Source organism: Rhodococcus sp. NPDC059968 (genome assembly GCF_042738615.1).
GTDB lineage: Bacteria > Actinomycetota > Actinomycetes > Mycobacteriales > Mycobacteriaceae > Rhodococcus_F.
On the sequence record NZ_JBHWUE010000037.1, the window covers coordinates 25,703 to 42,362 of the forward strand.

The window sequence follows — 16,660 nt, forward strand, 5'->3', positions numbered from 1 at the left end:
TTCCCGCCTTATAGTTCGACTACAACTGAGTCAATATCGACCTTGCCGCCGAGTCGTCCGGCCTCGACGCCCGAGGCCACGACCGCTTCGAGTTGCGGGCGCGCGAAGTCGAGACTGAAGAAGCCTCGCGAATTCTCCAACGCCGCCAGAGCGATCTCGGGCTTGTACTTGATTGCGCGGCCATAGATTTCGGCCGCCCGCTCGAGATCCGTATCGATCATCTCGATACCGCGACCCACAGCACGCATCCACCCCGCCAACACGTCCCGATTCTTTTCGATGAACGGGGTGGTGGCACATAGGCAGGTGTCCGACCAGTCCTGGACGTAGTCCCGGGATCGCCAGATCACCTTCGCGCCGGTTTCGGCGATGATGCGCTCGGACAGCGGGGACGCAGTCCACGCGACATCGACAACGCCCTGGGAGGCGACGGTCCACGAATCGCTCGCGGATCCGACGCTGAGCAGCTCGACGTCGACGCCGGGTGTCAAACCCGCCAATCGAAGCGTCTTCTCGGCGAAGTCGGTCGAGTTCGATCCCGGGCTGCTCACACCGATGGTGCGGCCCCGAACATCGTCGATCGTGTTGATCGGGGAGTCAGCGGGGGCGATGAAGTCCACAGATGCCGCGGTGTAGACGTTCCCGAACGCCTTGACATCGAGTCCGCGCTCCACGGCGATGAACACCGGAATCGTCGCCGAAGTGCCGAATCCGATCCCGGAGCCGATTCCACGCACGGTGTCCAGCCCACCCGGGAACTGAACGTTCTCCAGCGCCAGCATCTCTTCTTCGTAGTAGCCCTCGGACGCTGCGATCAGAAACGGGGCCGAATGGATCAGGCTCGCCAACCCGGTGATGGCGACGTCACCTCGGTAGACGCCGTCCCGACCTCGCGACTGGGTAGCACACCCGGCACCGGCTCCCACAGCGAGGAGACCCCCCAGAGCCGCCGTCACTCTCATGAAATCCCGCCGACTCAGCGAACTACTGCCCATATCGACCCGATTCCTTCTGTAGTCCCGTCACACATGGCCCCGAAAGTGAAGCACATCACGCGACTGTTGTACAGAAGCTAACTCTGGTCTGCAGAGAGACAGTGTTGCGGGTGTCCCCAAATGCCACACTGCACCGTGGGTGCGCAGAACCTCGCGCTTTCACGATGATTGAGCGGAAGTCCGCCCCTGCGACACAGCCCCGTTCCCAGCCAGACCCAACGGGTCACGGCTCCATCCCCGAGGTCTGGTGGCGGAAAGGCTGACCGTGGTGTTCCTGATGGCGTCGGCCGACTCGATGTACCCGATCGGCAAGTCCCGCGAACCTCCGAAGCACGTGGGGTCCTGGCGCTGCTCGGTCTCCCGGTTCCGATCGCCGTCGATCATCGCACTCGGCTCCTCGTGTCGCCTCCGTACCCGCATAGGTCCTGAAAGGCTCGGCCCCTCCTGTGCGCGCTCATGGCCGCCTCGCTGTTGCCCGCGTCGGTTTCGCCGCCCTCATGACCTGATCGGCCACGACAGACAATGACTCCAGCACAACCGAAGTCACCTCCCGCAGGGGAGCCCCGCATGCGTCGACACGACACGCTGGGAGCGTCGCATCCTTCTGCGTAACGCGGGGGTGTGAGTTGCCGTCGGGGTGGGATCTCACAGAAGCCGGCCGAGTCTTGCTGCGTACTTGTTCAGTACGGGCACGGCTGCCTCACGGATGTCGTGCAGGGTGGTTCTGGCTGTGGACGTACTGACACTCATTGCCGCCACGGTTTCGCCCCGGGCAGTCCGGACCGGTACGGCTATCGACAGCATGCCGAGTTCGATTTCTTCGTCGGTGCAGGCCACGCCGCTCTCCCTCGCCGTCAAGATTCGCTCGCTGATGGCATCGACATCGGTCAGTGTCTTGGGTGTGCGGGGCTGCGGGTGGCATTCTCGGAGGTAGTCGTCGAGTTGCGTATCGGGAAGTCCGGCCAGCAGTACTCGACCGGTCGCGGAGCTGTGGGCGGGCAGTTTGGCGCCGACCCGGACTCCGGTCGCGACGATCCGTGCGGCCTCGGCGCGGGCGACGAACAGGGACCACCCGTCTTCGAGAACCGCGAGCGACACCGACTCGCCCAGCGCATCGCGGGCCTCGACCAACTGCGGCTGGGCAAGTTGCGGCAGTGGCGCGGTGTCCAGATAGGCCCCGCCCAGCCGAAGCATCCTGGGTGTCGGTCGGAAGTTTCCGTTGTCGTGGGTCAGGTAACCGAGCTCGACGAGAGTGAGCAGGCAGCGGCGCGCCGCGGCGCGGGAGGTGTTCGTCCGCTGAGCGGCGTCGGTGACGGTCAGTTGCGGGTGGCGGATGCCGAAGGCCTCGATGACCGCCAGGCCCTTCGCCAGTCCGGCCATTCCCTCGGGAGCGCGGGCAGCACCCTTGACACTTCCCTCATCGTCCGGCTTAATTGTTCGAGAATTGCTCATCTGTTCGTTATACGAACAGCAGCGGGGCTTGTCAAGTCCCGGCGAGCGAGTTCTCTGATGTCCCGACTGGTTGTCCAGACTGAGGAGAAATTATGGAAAGCAGCGTTGTCGACACGGTCCGCGAGACCCCGGCGGATTGGACTGACGACCTCACCCGGGTGCCGTATCGGGTGTTCCAGGGCGAGGATGTCTACGCGGCCGAGCAGACCAAGTTGTTCCATGGCCCGTATTGGAGCTACCTGTGCCTGGAGGCGGAGGTAGCCGGCCCGGGAGACTACTGCTCCACCTTCGTCGGCGAGACGCCGGTGATCGTGGCGCGTGATCGCGACGGTGAGCTCTACGGCTTCGAGAACCGGTGCGCCCATCGCGGCGCCCTGCTGGCGCTGGACGAACGCGGAAACACGAAAGACTTTACGTGCGTCTACCACGCGTGGAGCTACAACCTGCAGGGCGATCTGACCGGCGTTGCGTTCAAAGATGGGGTCAAGGGCAAAGGGGGAATGCCTGATTCGTTCTGTATGGAGGACCACGGACCGCGCAAGATGCGCATCGCCGTCCTCTACGGTCTGGTCTTCGGGAGTTTTTCCGATGACGTGCCCGACATCGAGGACTATCTCGGCGAAGAGATCACGAGTCGGATCGCCCGTGTCCTCGCCGGACGCACCCCTGAGATCATCGGACGCTTCACACAGATCCTTCCCAATAACTGGAAGCTGTACGTAGAGAACGTCAAGGACTCCTACCACGCCAGCATCCTGCACCTGTTCTTCACGACCTTCGAGCTCAACCGACTGTCGCAGCGCGGTGGGATCATCGTCGACGCGAGCGGCGGCCACCACGTCAGTTACTCGGCGATCGACCGAGACGCAGAGAAGGACGTCGCGTACTCGGATCAGAACATCCGGTCCGAAAGCGCCTACAAACTGGCCGATCCAACGTTGCTCGAGGGGTTCAGCGAGGTCGGTGACGATACGACGCTGCAGATCCTCTCCGTCTTCCCGGGCTTCGTGCTGCAGCAGATCCAGAACTCCGTGGCTGTGCGCCAGATCCTGCCGACCGGGGTCGAACGAACACGGCTGAACTGGACGTACCTCGGCTTCGAAGAAGACACGCCCGAGCAGCGGGAAGTACGACTCAAGCAGGCCAACCTCGTGGGCCCCGCAGGCTACATCTCGATGGAGGACGGCTGTGTCGGAGGCTTCGTGCAACGCGGAATCGCAGGTGCGGCAAGCCAGTCCGCCGTGCTCGAAATGGGAGGCAGTCTAGCCGAATCCAGCGAAAGCCGTGTCACCGAAGCATCGGTCCGCGGCTTCTGGAAGGCCTACCGGGCCGCGATGAACCGACAGGAAGAGGCATGAGCGTGAACGACTTCCAGCGAATCGGCCGCGTGCAGGCCGACTACTCCCGCTGCATCGACGAGGGGCCGCTCGAGCAGTGGCCGGACTTCTTCGTCGAAAACTGCATGTACCGGATCACCACCGCACAGAACTACAGCGAAGGCCTGCCCGCCGGACTGGTGTGGGCCAACACTCGCCGGATGCTGGTCGACCGCGTATCGGCGCTGCGTGAAGCCAACATCTACGAGCAACACACCTACCGTCACATCCTGGGCCAGCCCTCGGTCCTGGAAGAGAACGGTGACGGTATCCATGCCGAGACCAGCTTCCTGGTGGTGCGGGTGATGCGTGACGGCCAATCCGACATCTTCGCCAGCGGGCGGTATGTCGACCGCTACGTCGACGTGGACGATCAGTTGAAGATTGCCGAACGAGTCGTCGTGTGCGACAGCACCAACATCGACACCCTGTTGGCGCTCCCACTATGAGTGGGTCCCCCCCACGGGTCCTGCTCACGATCGGCGATCCGAATGGAATCGGTCCCGAGCTCGCGGTGAAGGCCGTCATGGCAGCGCAGGAGCATCCCGCATTCAATCCGGTCCTGGTGGGCGATCGATTCGTCGTCGAGCCGCTCGCCCACCGGGCAGGCATGACAGTCCGCGAGACAGCCGACGGCTTCCCCACGCCCATGGCCGATGTCGTCGACCTGCTTCCGGTGCACTCGCTGCCCGCCGGGGCCTTCGCCCCGGGCCTGGTGACGGCCGAAGCCGGGAAGGCGACGGTGGCGTACCTGGAACGGGCCGTGCGCTGCCTGCAGGGCGGCGGAGCCCGCGGCATCGTCGCGTGCCCACACTCGGAAACCGCGGTCAACGCCGCCGGCATCTCCTTCGACGGATATCCGAGCTTGCTGGCCGAACTCGTCGGCGCGCGGCCCGATCAGGTGTTCTTGATGTTGATCGGTGCCGGTTTGCGCATCGTGCACGCAACGTTGCACGAATCGCTGCGGGATGCGCTTCGGCGCCTCACGCCCGAGCTGGTGCACGGGGCGGCACATGCCGCGGTGGAGACGCTACAGACGCAGGGCATCCCGTCCCCGCGCATCGGCGTCTTCGGCATCAATCCACACGCCGGCGAGGGCGGTTTGTTCGGTGACGAGGACCTGCGGGTGACAGCGCCAGCGGTGGAGCGGCTGCGCGCCGCAGGGATCGACGCCTCGGGACCGGTCGGGGCCGACCTCATGCTGGCAGACCCCGGCTTCGACGCGTTCGTCGCCATGTACCACGATCAGGGCCATATTCCGGTCAAACTCCTCGCAGGGCGCAGCGCAGCCGCGATGACGATCGGAGCCGGAGTGCGGTTCTCCAGTGTCGGCCACGGGGCGGGGTTCGACATTGCCGGCAAGGGCACAGCCGACCCGGATGCGGTAGTCGGGGCGCTGCGACTCGTCGGCGCCGCCGAAACCCACATGTTGGCACCCGGCACCTTTGGAGCTACCTCATGACCTACACAGTAACTGTCACCGGAACGGACATCAGCTTTCCGTGCGAGCCCGATGAGAGCGTGCTCGACGCGGCGGAACGTTCCGGATACGCGATCCCGTACTCGTGCCGCAAAGGCGTGTGCTCGAGTTGCGAAGGCGCACTCGATGCCGGCTGCCTCGATGTGCGCGGTTGGGGGATGTCGCAAGGCCCTCAGAGTGGAGTGCTGTTCTGCCAGGCCCGGCCGAGCACCGACACCTCGATCACGCCCAATCGGATCACCAAGCAGGACAGGGTGATACGCAAGACCCTGACCGCAAAGGTCCATCGGATCACCCGTCCGGCGCCCGATGTCACGGTGGTGCAGCTGCGTCTCCCCACCGGGGTGCGTGCGAAGTTCGCTGCCGGGCAGTACCTGAAAGTCTTCCTCGACGACGGTGACAGCCGGAATTATTCGATGGCGAATCCGCCGCACGAGAACGACGGAGTGACCCTGCACATTCGTCGGGTGCAGGGTGGACGCTTCTCCGATGAGGTGCTCGGCGGGCTCGAAAAGGGAACCAGACTGAGGATCGAGCTGCCCTACGGCGAGTTCTCACTGAACCCCGACTCGGACAGGCCGGTCATCTTCGTCGCCAGTGGCACCGGCTTCGCCCCGGTCAAATCGATCATCGAGGACCACCTCAAACGTGGTGGAGAACGGTCCGTGCACCTCTACTGGGGCGCACGAGGACAGGGCGACATCTACCTACCCGAGTTGCCCGAGAAGTGGGCCTCGGATCCGGGTCGTGTCTCATTCACTCCCGTCCTGTCACATCCCGCGGAGGACTGGACCGGACGCACCGGGCTCGTTCATCGAGCGGTGCTCGAGGACTACGCGAACCTCAGCGACCACGAGGTCTATGCATGCGGAAGCCCCGCAATGACCTCGGCGGCACGCGAGGATTTTGTCCACGAGGCCGGTTTGGCGCCAGACAATTTCTATTGCGACGCCTTCGTACCGTCGGGCGAGCCCGTTGTCACCGCGTGATCCGCTACCACGACCACATCATCCGGGAAACCGGGTATCAGATAATGTGAGGCAATCATGTCCTTAGCACCATCGCGCGTGACACTGCCGGATTTCATCGATTCGCGGCCAGTGAGTCGATACCAGTACATCGTGATCGCCCTGTGTGGGGTGGTCATGTTCATCGACGGCTTCGACACCCAGAGCATCAGCTACATGGCGCCCCACATCGCCGAGGAGTGGGGCCTGTCGAAACAGGTGCTCGGGCCCATCTTCTCCGCCGCTCTCGCCGGTCTCATGGTCGGCTATCTGGCGCTCTCGCCGCTGTCCGAGCGGTTCGGCCACCGCCGGATGATCCTCACGAGCACGGTCATCTTCGCGCTCGGCACGTTGGCGGCGGCCTGGTCACAGAACGTCACCGAACTGATGGCGTTGCGCTTCATCACCGGAATGGGGCTCGGTGCCGCCGCGCCGAGTGCCATCGCACTGACGGGCGAATTCAGCCCCAAGCGTCTTCGAGCAACCTTCGTCCTGGTGATCTATTGCGGCTTCTCCCTCGGATTCGTCGCGGCAGGGCTGGTCTCCGGTTGGCTGATCCCGATCCTCGGCTGGCGGTCGGTACTCGTCGTCGGCGCAGTAGCACCGCTGCTCCTGCTCCCGGCGTTACTGCGCTACCTGCCGGACTCACTCACCTCAATGATCAACAGAGGCGCGGAGCCCAACAGAATCCAGGCGATCTTCCGTAAAATGGATCCCGCCCTCGCCGTCGGCCCCGACATCACCTACGAGGCCGAGAAGCGGACCGACGGACAACGCACCGCACTGAGGAGCCTGTTCACCCGTGACCGGGTCTTGGGAACCCTGCTGCTGTGGCTGGTCTTCGTCATCAACCTCGGCGAGTTCTACGCGCTGCAGAGCTGGCTACCGTCGATCATGACGAGCCTTGACTACGACATGGGTACGGTGGTCACCGCCACCACCCTCACGACTGTCGGCGGCATCGCCGCTGCATTTGTCACCGGGCCATGTATGGACCGACTCGGCGCGTACGTCACCCTCGGAACCGTTTATGTCGTCGGATTCGCATTCGTTGCGCTGACCGGTGTCGCATTTACGGCGCCGTTGTGGGTCCTATTGACGGCCAATTTTTTTGCGGGGGTCTGCATCAGCGGTGGGCAGAAGAGCCTCATCGCGCTGTCCGCGGTGTTCTATCCGACATCGATGCGGTCCACCGGGGTTGGATGGGCGTTGGGTGTTGGCCGCCTCGGCGGCATCGTCGGGCCGATCGCTGTCGGAGCGGCACTCGGCATGGGCTGGTCTGCCAGTGCAGTCTTCTACGCAATGTCAGTCCCCATGCTCGTCGCCGGAGCTGCGGTCTTCCTCCTCGGCCGCTGGGTCCGAAGCGACAATCACCCCGATCGCAAGTCGGCAGAAAGTCATTCGCTCGCCCGCAAGTAGTGTGGATCGGCAACACCGGCCGGGTGATCTCAAGGCCTGCGATCTCCAGCTGGGTCGGCTACCACGACCGCGGTGCACGGGCAACACGCTGCCACCCCGCCTGGGCGATGTCACCCCCTTCGTGATCTCGCGGCCGTCCAGTCCGAGACCGAGCTCGCCGAACCGTAGGACGGCGGTACCGTGGATACCGAGGTCATTCTGGGCCGAAAACCAAGGCCCTGCCTCGGCGTCGAACCTCGGATTTCGCGTTCACCGCCACACCCCAAGGACGAAGATCTGCAAACTGTTCGGCCGCCCGGCCTGGACGGCACCCGGCGCTGTTCCAGGCCCTCGACGGCCCGAGTTCTGGTGGGTCATCGGAAAAGTACAAGACGTCAACCTTCTAAAACGTGGAGTCGGCGGACGAACTCCATAGAACCCGCAATTCGTCAAGTCAAATGAGCACCCAGTTCCGTTCCCGGAACGCCTCGCAGGCCTGAAAATGGGGTCGGGTCGCCTGCCGACGCCGACGTTTTCTTGGGAGTGTAAGCCCGTAAATGAGCCTGGCGCCGGGGCCGACCTCGGAAGGGTCACGCACTGTTGCTTCGAGCACGCCGGTCAGAATTTCGGATTCCCTCGACCGAGGCCCCCAGGCGGCCCGCCCGTGGAGAGTGCCGACGCGACTGGAGGACAAACAAAGTGAAGCCGGAACCGGAAGAGATTCCCGACGATGATCACGAGCTGGTGATCGATCGGGTTGCTGCGATCGATGTGGCCAAGGCGGCGGGCAAGGTGTGTGTCCGAGTGCCGCGGCCGGGCCGGGCAGGCCGGCGGGTCAGCCGGGTGTGGGACGTGACTGCCACCACCGCCGCGGTCACCGAACTGGCCGACAACCTGGTCGGCGACGAGATTCAGAGATAGAGCCCCGTGGAGTGGTGTAAATCCTTGAGCGCGTCGCTCTGCGAGTGCGGTGATCATACATACCGTAAGGGCGGTGGATTCCTCCTTGTTCTCGGGGGCGTCGGCGTTGTTTCTTCCGATGCGTATTAACGCGTCCAAGCTCGGCAACACGACTCTGGCGTATCTGAGAGTGTGTTTGAAAACCGTCAGGTTCGGGCGAGTCGCCTGGTCATGGTCGCGATCATCGCGATGTGAACCATGGCTTCGTGGTGGTCGGGTCTGGTTTCGTAGTCGCGCACGCAGCGGCAATGCTTGTTGATCCACGCGAAATTTCTCTCGACCACCCCAACGCGGGGACGGGCGTGGAAACCGGTGGCGCCGGGGATGCGTTTGATGATCTATATAATAAGGGCGAGAACATCTTTCGCCCAGACAGGCACACGTCCGGGATAACCGCCGTCGGCCCAGACCAGCCGGATGGTGGAGAACCTGCCGCGCAGTGCGGCAGGAGTCGGTGCGCGGTGTCGCGGTCCTGGATCGAGGCAGCGGTGACGACGACGGCGAGCAACAGTCCGTTCACATCCACGGCAATGTGCCGCTTGACGCCGTTGGTTCTCTTGCCGCCATCCCAGCCGCGGCTCGATCGGAGCACGGTATCGGCAGCCGGCACCGTCTGCGAGTCGATGATCGCCGCGGTCGGGCACCGGTCCCGCCCGGCCCGCACCCGCAGCCGGTCGCGCAGCGCGTCGAGGATGCGCTGCCACGCGCCGCTGTGGGCCCAGCGGGCGAAGACCGCGTACATCGTCCCGGCCGGCGGGAACTCCACCGGCAGTTGCCGCCACGCGGTACCACCGCGCACGATGTACAAGATGGCATCCACCATCGCACGGCGGCAATACTTCTCGGGTCGTCCCCCGCGGCCTGCCGTGCTTCCCGGCGCAGGCAACAGCGGTTCGAGGGTCGCCCACTCTGCGTCGGTGACCGACGACGAGTACACCGCGCAACCATGTTCGCCCGCCGCGTGGGGCGGGCACGACGGGCATGGCGAGATCGGCGATGATGGCATTGTGGGCTTCTGGTCTGGGCGGGGACTTGGTAATCACCGACCCAACCAGAAGCCCACTTCTGCGGTTCTCAGCGAGGCACGCGCCCGCCATCGCGAGTTCTCAAACACCCTCTGAGCTTCTCGGATACTCAGCGGTACCTCTTTCAGTGGAAACGCTTATGTTAGGCGACACACAATGCGCAACTTTGCGATAAATGACAATCAGATCTCGTGCATAGGTGATGATTTGGGTTTCGCGGCAGATCGCCGGGCAACCTTGTATCGTTTCTACCAAGGTCGCATTCTGCCGACCCAGAGAAGCCTAAGGAGAACCGATAGTGGCTGCGCCTGCGCGATTGATCATCGATACAGATCCAGGAATTGACGATGCGTTGGCGCTGGCTCTGGCGGTGGCGAGCCCAGAGGTCGATCTGATTGCCGTCACCACGGTCGCGGGAAACGCTCCGGTCGAGGACGCGACCGACAACGCGCTGCGGCTTTTGCGTGCACTCGGGCGGGACGACGTTCCGGTCGCGGCGGGCGCAAACCGCGCGCTCGTCCGCATCGGAATGCACAACCAGCTCTCACCGCACGGCGAGAACGGGCTGGGCGGGGTCGAGCTTCCTGCGCCGACCCGTGCGTTGTCCGAGGAACACGCCGTCGGACTCCTCGCGTCGGTGCTCCGTGAGGCCGCACCGCGGTCCGTGACGATCGCGGCGATCGGTCCGTTGACGAACATCGCCCTGCTCGTCGCCATGCACCCCGAGTTGATCGACCGGATCGACAAGCTGGTGATCATGGGAGGGAGCACCGGCCGGGGCAACATCACGCCGGTTGCAGAGTTCAACATCTGGTCCGACCCCGAGGCGGCGCAACGCGTCTTCGCGTGTCCGCACCTCGAAACCTGGCTCCTGGGGCTCGATGTCACGCGACGTTCGACTCTGGACGAGACAGCGCTCGCAATGCTCGAGGCGCGGTCACATACCGGGTCACTCCTCGCGACGATGATCCGAGGCTACGGCGACATTCAGGCGGACGGCTGGCCCATGCACGACGCCTTGGTGATCGCAGCGATTATCGACCCTGCGATCGTTCGATTGCAGACCGCGACAGTCGAAGTCGAGACCGGTGTCGGTGTCGGTCGCGGACAGACGGTGTGCACGCTGTCGGGCTCCGTCACCACGTCCGGAGGGAGTGCCACGCCGGGTACCCGGCTGGCGGTCGATCTGGATGTCGACCGATTCCGTGACCTCGTGCTCACCCGCGTCGCGGGTCTCGCTGTGGCACAAGCATGAAGAGGCCGCACGACAGCGCGTAGCGGACACCGCACAAGGCTGCCGTTGGGCCAGGCGTTCGAGCGAACTCACACTTCTACGAGCGCCCCCGCCACATCGGCGGGCGGACGGACGTGCCGAGGTCGCGTGGGGTAGCCGATCGCCACGGCGCCGAGCGGCGTCCAGTCCGACGGCACACCCAATTCCGTGCGCACGATCTCCGGCGCAAAGATGGTGGATCCAACCCAACAACTGCCCACTTCCCTTGCGGCGAGGGAAACCAGGAGTCCTTGCACCGCCGCGCCGACCGCCACGGTGAACATCGTCGACTCGGCGCGCCGACGGCGGGCGTCCGGGTAGTCGTGGGCGCCGTCCGGCACACAGAACGGGACGATAACTTCCGGGGCGTCGAACAGAATGCCGCCGCGGGCGATCCGCCGCTCCACCCGCTCCGGGGGCATGCCGTCAGCGGTCAGATCGATCCGCCACTGCTCGCGCATCGCGGCGAGGAGTCGCACGCGTACCTCGCGCGACCGCAGCCATACAAATCGCACAGGATGTGTGTGGTGCGGGGCTGGTGCGGTCAGGGATTCGGCGACCGCCTGCGTGATCAGCGCTGGGTGAACCGGCCCGTCGCTGAAAGCGCGAACCGAATGCCGCAGCAACTGAGCCTCACGGCGGCCCTGTGCCAGCGCCTCAGCGGTGCCGAGCCAGAACAAGTCCTCGTGGCCGGAACGCAGCAGATCGGTCGCACCTGACCCGTCGTCGGATGATTTCAGTCCCCGCACTACAGCGACGGGGATTCCCGCCACCTTGCCTTTCACCAGATCGGCGGCGGCCGCGAGTTCGTCGGCCACCGCCACCTCGGTTACCTCCAGCACGTTGCCCTGCGCGTCCCTGCTGCCGGCGTAGCCGTGGAGAACCGCGATGCCTGCGCTGCCGATCGCCGCGTCGGTTTGCCCCCGGCGCCACGCGCGGCCCATCGTGTCCGTGATGATCACCGCCACGCTGACACCGAGCAGATGCTGCAAACCTGACCGAATCGACTGCGCGCTCTCATCGGGGTTCTCTGGTAATAGTGCCAATTCGTGCGAGAAGACGTTGGAGCCATCGATCCCCGAAGCAGCCTGCACGATCCCCAGACGGTTCTCGGTGATGACGGTTGGCCCCTTGCGGGCAACGACACGAACCGCCTCCTGCTCGACCAGAAGCGCCCGGAACGCCTCACGATCCTGAGCTCGTATCGGCGCATCGACGATTCGTCCCTCCGCCTTGGACACAATCTTGCTCGTGATCACGACGATGTCGTCGTCAACCAACCAAGGCGCCTGGTGAGCGATCTGTTCGGCAACGTCGTCTCCCGGCCGGAACTCCGGAAGACCTGTCACGGGAAATACTTGGAGTCCGCTGACAGAGCCGTGGTCGGGGACGGCCGGGGCTCCCGAAGGCTGAGCGGCCGACTTCATCGGTTCTGCAATCGAGGAGTTCGGATAATCCGATCCTCTTCTGCAAGTCGCAACTTCGCCTGTTGCAGTAGTTCTTCCCGCTGACTCTGCGCGAGTTCGGGAGTCACGTTCGACGACAACAGTGCGGTCAATTGCTTGAAGTACGGGCGCGGAGGCACGCCGAAGGTAATGAATATGACATCCGCGGTTCCGCCACCGAAGGGCTGCCAGCGGCGCGCGAAGTCGATCATCGCAGCCTCGTGGTTGTCCAAGAACGCGAACTCGCGCGCCGACCCCAGAGCAGCCATGCGGGCGCCGAAGCCCAACGCCCGGACCGTGCGCAGGTCGGAGGCGGTGTCCACGTCTGACCTCAGCGAAGTCCATTCACCCTCGAGAACTATGGCGCCCGACGCCTGATGGGCGAGCGCCGAACCGATGCCGAAGGCCGGGAACAGTCCTTCGCCCGCCGCCGATAGCAGCAACGTGGTGCCCTTTCCATCCCGGTCGGCGCAGAACGCACGCCTGCCGTCGGCAGCCGAGATGAATGCGGACAATTCGCGATGCCGAAGCGCTGGAAGATCTGCGGGCAACGCACCTACCACTCGACCTGGGTGCTCCCGCTCCAGCAGGGCCGCGCCGTGGTTCAATGCCGCGTTCACTCCCCCGGCTGGCTCGTTTCCTAGTACGCGTGCACCGAGGCGTTCGACGCTGCGCGCCACGACCGGGTCCGGGGTCACGACGAGCACCGAGTCGACCACTCGTGCTCGCAGCGCAGCGCAGACTGTGTCGAGCACGATCGCCAGGACCAGCCTCTTGTGCGCGTTCATCTTTCCGATACCGCCGTCGGCCGCGCCCCGGAGCCGTGTTTTCGCCTCGGAGAGTGACTTGACCGGAATTATCAGGTCGATAGGATGCGGATTCGTCATTACAAAGACTCGGATTCTCGGGTGGGTCTTTCACATCGTCAGTTATCGCGCCGAGGCGCGGAGGTCTTCGCAGCTGGACAGCAGGCTCGCTGCGGCCGCGTCCAGGAACACCCGGGTCGCGTGCGAACCCAGCGCCCCCGCTGCCGGTAGCTGCTGAGGCGTCACCCCGTCCTCCATCAGCGTCGCGACTGCAGACGCCTTGGCTTCGCCGGTAGTCATCAGCCACACCTCGCGGGAGCGCGTGATCGCCGACAGGGTCAGCGAAATCCGGGTGCTCGGCGGCTTCGGGCAGTTGTACACCGCCACCACCTCACGTTGCTTCTCCAGCACTGCCGGTGAGTCCGGGAAGATCGAGGCGACGTGACCTTCCTCGCCCATCCCGAGGAGGCAGATGTCGAACAGAGGCGTCCTGTCCAGGCGACCGTACGCGCACAGTAGCGCCTGGTAGGCGTTTGCCACTGCGGTGGCGTCGTTGCCGAAGCCGCCGTCGGAGGGCGCCATGACGTGCACACGGCCCGGGTCCACAGGCAGGTGGTCCAGCAGCGCCTCGCGTGCCTGCTTCTCGTTACGGTCGGGGTGATGTCGGGCCACGAAGCGCTCGTCGCCCCAGAAGAAGTTCACTCGATGCCAGTTGACGATGTCGCGATTCGGGTCGGTGCGCAGTCGCTCGAGCACCGCTGTCCCGGTTCGTCCGCCGGTGAGCACCAACGACGCGTAGGCGCGCTCTTCCTGCACCTGGGCCAGAGTCGAAAGCAACCTCGACGCGACGCCACCGGCGAGCTGTTCGCCGTCGTCGTAGATATAGGGGATCGGCCTCGAGGGAGCGGAAGCGGTTCTTGTTGTTGTCATCTGAGGATCACCTCTGGTGAGTGTGTCGGCGCACCGTGCAGATCGAGCTGGTGGGTGGGAGGCGTCTGGTAGTTGGTCGTGCGCCGTCGCAGGCGGCGACCGATTCCCCGCACCACCGCGTCCAGGTCTGTCTCGTCGAGTTGCTGGCCGTGGGCGGCGCCGGCGGCGCGGCTGATGTTCTCGTCCATCAACGTCCCGCCGACGTCGTTCACTCCGGCCTGGAGCAGTTGACGAACCCCGTCGAGTCCGAGCTTGACCCACGACGCCTGCACGTTGTCGATCAGCCCGTCGTAGACGATTCGCGCAATCGCGTGGACCAGCACTACTTCTCGCCAGGTCGGACCACGGCGCGCACCACGTTTGAGGTAGATCGGAGCCGCCATGTGTACGAACGGAAGACCGACGAACTCGGTGAACCCGCCCGTCTCGCGCTGGAGTTCTCGGGTGCGGAGGAAGTGCCGAGCCCAGTGCACGGGCTCCTCGACGGTTCCGAACATCATCGTCACGTTCGACGTCAGGCCCATCGAGTGGGCGACGCGGTGACATTCGAGCCACTCCTCGGTGTCGATCTTGTCCGGGCAGAGGATTGCCCGGACCTCGTCGTCGAGGATTTCCGCGGCGGTGCCCGGGAGCGACTTCAGTCCTGCCTCGACCAATCGCTGTAGGTACTTCTCGAGCGGCTCCCCGAGCCGCCTGGCCCCTTCGGTGACCTCGAGGGCCGTGAAGCCGTGCACGTGGATGTCGGGCGCTGCTTCCTTCGCCGCGCGGCAGACGTCGATGTAAAAGTCGCCGTCGAAGGACGGATGGATGCCACCCTGCAGGCAGACCTCGGTACACCCGAGATCCCACGCCTCCCGGACACGGCCGGCGACTTCCTGAAGCGTCAGCAGGTACGGCTTGCCTCGCAGGTTCAGCGACAACGGTCCCTTGGAAAACCCACAGAAGGTGCACTTGAAGGTGCAGACATTGGTGTAGTTGATGTTTCGGTTCCGCACGAATGTCACATCGTCACCGACCGCCCTGAAGCGGAGGTGATCGGCGAACTCGGCGACCTCGGCGACCTCTCCCCCACGAGCTCCGAACAGGGTGACGATCTCGCCCACTCCCGGTTCCTGCCCCGAGGCGATACCGTCGAGGACGTCCGTGACGGGCCCGCCGAACCCTCGCCTGCGGCTCGGCACCAGATCGGTGGGCGCGAACTCCGACCCGGAGCTCCAGACGGTAGAGCGTCGACCGATCTGGACGACTTCCGCCCCGGTGCCGACGTTCTTCGCGTCGGCGTGACTCTCGGGGAACATCGCACCCGGGTCGTCGCGGCCGAGCGACTCGGCGTCCGACCGGTCCATGATCGCAAAGCGCAGACCGGGGTCGATCCACTGTTCGGGGCGGCGCGCGAACTCGGGGTACACGGTGAGGCGGGGTGTGAGGAACTTGCCGTGACGTTCGGTCACCTCGCGGAGCCGGTCGAGCGAGGGCCACGGCCGTTCCGGGTTGACGTGGTCGACCGTCACCGGGGACACACCACCGAAGTCGTCGATCCCCGCGTCGAGCAGCGGACCGAAGTCTTCCGACAGGTTGGGGGGTGCCTGCAGGTGCACATCCGGCGGCAGGATCAACCGCGCCATCGCGATCGTGCGGAGGAACTCGTCCTGCGCGCAGGCGGGTTCGTTGCGCATCACGGTGTCCGGTTTGGGCATGAAGTTCTGCACGATCACTTCTTGGACATGCCCGTAACGTCTGTGCAAGTCGGCGATGGCCCGCAGCGCCGTGACACGGTCCTGCGCAGACTCTCCGATGCCGACGAGGATCCCGGTCGTGAAGGGAATCGCGAGTTCGCCCGCGGCTTCCAGCGTGGCCAGTCGGCGTTCCGGTGTCTTGTCGGGCGCACCGCGGTGGGCCATCAGCGTCGGGTTCAACGACTCGATCATCATGCCCTGGCCTGGGCTGACCGTCCGCAGCAAAGAGAGAGCATCCGGTGCGAGGGCTCCGGCGTTGGAGTGCGCCAGCAATCCCGTCTCCGCGGTCACGAGCCGGCACATTGCGGCCAGGTACTCGACGGTGGAGCCGTAGCCGTGATCGGCCAGCCATTGGGCCGCGACGTCGTATCGGTCTTCGGGCTGTTCCCCCAGCGTGAACAGTGCCTCGTGACATCCCGCCTGCGCCCCCTGCGCCGCGATCGCGAGGACCTGATCGGGCGTGAGGTACGGCGCCTCCACGCGTGCGGGTGAGCGGGAGAAGGTGCAGTAGCCACATCCGTCGCGGCACAGTGAGGTCAACGGGATGAACACCTTCGGCGAGTACGTCACCCTCGTGCCGAAGAGCGCGTCGCGTAGTGCGGCTGCCTGTTCCATCAGTTCCGGGAGGGGACGGGTGAGGACGGTCGCGTCATCGACGGACAGTGCGTCGAGGGCGCTCCTCGTGGTGCCGAGCTGGTGGATTGTTGACTTCGTACCTATATCGAGACTCATGGTGGGATGCTCTCTACGCCTCTACCGTGTGATGAGAACCCCGAG

Annotated in this window: 14 protein-coding genes; 7 read left to right on the top strand and 7 right to left on the bottom strand. The window is 64.8% G+C overall.

What is annotated here, in order from left to right; translation table 11 throughout:
- Positions 1–8: 8 nt before the first annotated feature.
- Both ACFWAY_RS26660 and ACFWAY_RS26665 read right to left on the bottom strand, forming a co-directional pair.
- Positions 9–995, bottom strand: coding sequence for an ABC transporter substrate-binding protein (locus ACFWAY_RS26660; RefSeq protein WP_378512778.1), 987 nt, complete (start codon positions 993–995; stop codon positions 9–11).
- A 645-nt stretch (positions 996–1,640) separates the two neighbouring features.
- Complete coding sequence (locus ACFWAY_RS26665) at positions 1,641–2,447, bottom strand: IclR family transcriptional regulator (protein WP_378512779.1); 807 nt, start codon at positions 2,445–2,447, stop codon at positions 1,641–1,643.
- A gap of 92 nt (positions 2,448–2,539) precedes the next feature.
- Here ACFWAY_RS26665 and ACFWAY_RS26670 point away from each other — a divergent pair, with 92 nt between their 5' ends.
- The 6 genes from ACFWAY_RS26670 to ACFWAY_RS26695 all read left to right on the top strand — a co-directional run bounded on the left by ACFWAY_RS26670 (position 2,540) and on the right by ACFWAY_RS26695 (position 8,629).
- Positions 2,540–3,805: an aromatic ring-hydroxylating dioxygenase subunit alpha gene (locus ACFWAY_RS26670; RefSeq protein ID WP_378512780.1), complete on the top strand. Its 1,266-nt coding sequence runs from the start codon at positions 2,540–2,542 to the stop codon at positions 3,803–3,805.
- Complete coding sequence (locus tag ACFWAY_RS26675; RefSeq protein ID WP_005256013.1) at positions 3,802–4,272, top strand: aromatic-ring-hydroxylating dioxygenase subunit beta; 471 nt, start codon at positions 3,802–3,804, stop codon at positions 4,270–4,272. The genes ACFWAY_RS26670 and ACFWAY_RS26675 overlap by 4 nt, the downstream gene beginning before the upstream one ends.
- Complete coding sequence (locus tag ACFWAY_RS26680; RefSeq protein ID WP_378512781.1) at positions 4,269–5,285, top strand: PdxA family protein; 1,017 nt, start codon at positions 4,269–4,271, stop codon at positions 5,283–5,285. Before ACFWAY_RS26675 ends, ACFWAY_RS26680 begins: the two co-directional genes overlap by 4 nt.
- Positions 5,282–6,292 carry a 2Fe-2S iron-sulfur cluster-binding protein gene (locus ACFWAY_RS26685; protein ID WP_378512782.1) on the top strand — a complete coding sequence of 337 codons (1,011 nt, stop codon included), beginning with the start codon at positions 5,282–5,284 and terminating at the stop codon, positions 6,290–6,292. The genes ACFWAY_RS26680 and ACFWAY_RS26685 overlap by 4 nt, the downstream gene beginning before the upstream one ends.
- 57 nt (positions 6,293–6,349) lie before the next feature.
- Positions 6,350–7,729 carry an MFS transporter gene (locus ACFWAY_RS26690; protein ID WP_378512783.1) on the top strand — a complete coding sequence of 460 codons (1,380 nt, stop codon included), beginning with the start codon at positions 6,350–6,352 and terminating at the stop codon, positions 7,727–7,729.
- A 678-nt stretch (positions 7,730–8,407) separates the two neighbouring features.
- A complete protein-coding gene (locus ACFWAY_RS26695; protein ID WP_378512784.1) occupies positions 8,408–8,629 on the top strand; it encodes a hypothetical protein in 222 nt (73 codons plus the stop codon).
- A 220-nt stretch (positions 8,630–8,849) separates the two neighbouring features.
- Here ACFWAY_RS26695 and ACFWAY_RS26700 read toward each other — a convergent pair whose 3' ends face one another.
- Positions 8,850–9,605: an IS5 family transposase gene (locus tag ACFWAY_RS26700; RefSeq protein ID WP_378512785.1), complete on the bottom strand. Its 756-nt coding sequence runs from the start codon at positions 9,603–9,605 to the stop codon at positions 8,850–8,852.
- Positions 9,606–9,991: 386 nt separating this feature from the next.
- Between ACFWAY_RS26700 and ACFWAY_RS26705 the strand changes: the two genes are divergently transcribed.
- A complete protein-coding gene (locus ACFWAY_RS26705) occupies positions 9,992–10,948 on the top strand; it encodes a nucleoside hydrolase (RefSeq protein ID WP_378512786.1) in 957 nt (318 codons plus the stop codon).
- Positions 10,949–11,016: 68 nt separating this feature from the next.
- Here ACFWAY_RS26705 and ACFWAY_RS26710 read toward each other — a convergent pair whose 3' ends face one another.
- From ACFWAY_RS26710 to cofH, 4 genes are read right to left on the bottom strand one after another with little or no spacing between them, the layout of a single operon-like run.
- Positions 11,017–12,393 carry a coenzyme F420-0:L-glutamate ligase gene (locus tag ACFWAY_RS26710; RefSeq protein ID WP_378512787.1) on the bottom strand — a complete coding sequence of 459 codons (1,377 nt, stop codon included), beginning with the start codon at positions 12,391–12,393 and terminating at the stop codon, positions 11,017–11,019.
- Complete coding sequence (cofC, locus tag ACFWAY_RS26715; protein WP_378512788.1) at positions 12,390–13,298, bottom strand: 2-phospho-L-lactate guanylyltransferase; 909 nt, start codon at positions 13,296–13,298, stop codon at positions 12,390–12,392. The genes ACFWAY_RS26710 and cofC overlap by 4 nt, the downstream gene beginning before the upstream one ends.
- 42 nt (positions 13,299–13,340) lie before the next feature.
- On the bottom strand, positions 13,341–14,147 hold the full coding sequence (pgl, locus tag ACFWAY_RS26720) for a 6-phosphogluconolactonase (protein ID WP_378512789.1): 807 nt from the start codon (positions 14,145–14,147) through the stop codon (positions 13,341–13,343).
- Positions 14,144–16,615, bottom strand: a complete 2,472-nt coding sequence (cofH, locus tag ACFWAY_RS26725) for a 5-amino-6-(D-ribitylamino)uracil--L-tyrosine 4-hydroxyphenyl transferase CofH (RefSeq protein ID WP_378512790.1) — start codon at positions 16,613–16,615, stop codon at positions 14,144–14,146. Before cofH ends, pgl begins: the two co-directional genes overlap by 4 nt.
- Positions 16,616–16,660: the final 45 nt, after the last annotated feature.

What these genes read in the sequence shown, in the direction of transcription:
- ACFWAY_RS26670 (WP_378512780.1), top strand. Translation starts at nt 2,540, where the DNA reads ATGGAAAGCAGCGTTGTCGACACGGTCCGCGAGACCCCGGCGGATTGG.
- ACFWAY_RS26660 (WP_378512778.1), bottom strand. Translation starts at nt 995, where the DNA reads ATGGGCAGTAGTTCGCTGAGTCGGCGGGATTTCATGAGAGTGACGGCG.
- ACFWAY_RS26665 (WP_378512779.1), bottom strand. Translation starts at nt 2,447, where the DNA reads ATGAGCAATTCTCGAACAATTAAGCCGGACGATGAGGGAAGTGTCAAG.
- ACFWAY_RS26675 (WP_005256013.1), top strand. Translation starts at nt 3,802, where the DNA reads ATGAGCGTGAACGACTTCCAGCGAATCGGCCGCGTGCAGGCCGACTAC.
- ACFWAY_RS26685 (WP_378512782.1), top strand. Translation starts at nt 5,282, where the DNA reads ATGACCTACACAGTAACTGTCACCGGAACGGACATCAGCTTTCCGTGC.
- cofC (WP_378512788.1), bottom strand. Translation starts at nt 13,298, where the DNA reads ATGACGAATCCGCATCCTATCGACCTGATAATTCCGGTCAAGTCACTC.
- ACFWAY_RS26690 (WP_378512783.1), top strand. Translation starts at nt 6,350, where the DNA reads ATGTCCTTAGCACCATCGCGCGTGACACTGCCGGATTTCATCGATTCG.
- ACFWAY_RS26680 (WP_378512781.1), top strand. Translation starts at nt 4,269, where the DNA reads ATGAGTGGGTCCCCCCCACGGGTCCTGCTCACGATCGGCGATCCGAAT.
- ACFWAY_RS26710 (WP_378512787.1), bottom strand. Translation starts at nt 12,393, where the DNA reads ATGAAGTCGGCCGCTCAGCCTTCGGGAGCCCCGGCCGTCCCCGACCAC.
- cofH (WP_378512790.1), bottom strand. Translation starts at nt 16,615, where the DNA reads ATGAGTCTCGATATAGGTACGAAGTCAACAATCCACCAGCTCGGCACC.
- pgl (WP_378512789.1), bottom strand. Translation starts at nt 14,147, where the DNA reads ATGACAACAACAAGAACCGCTTCCGCTCCCTCGAGGCCGATCCCCTAT.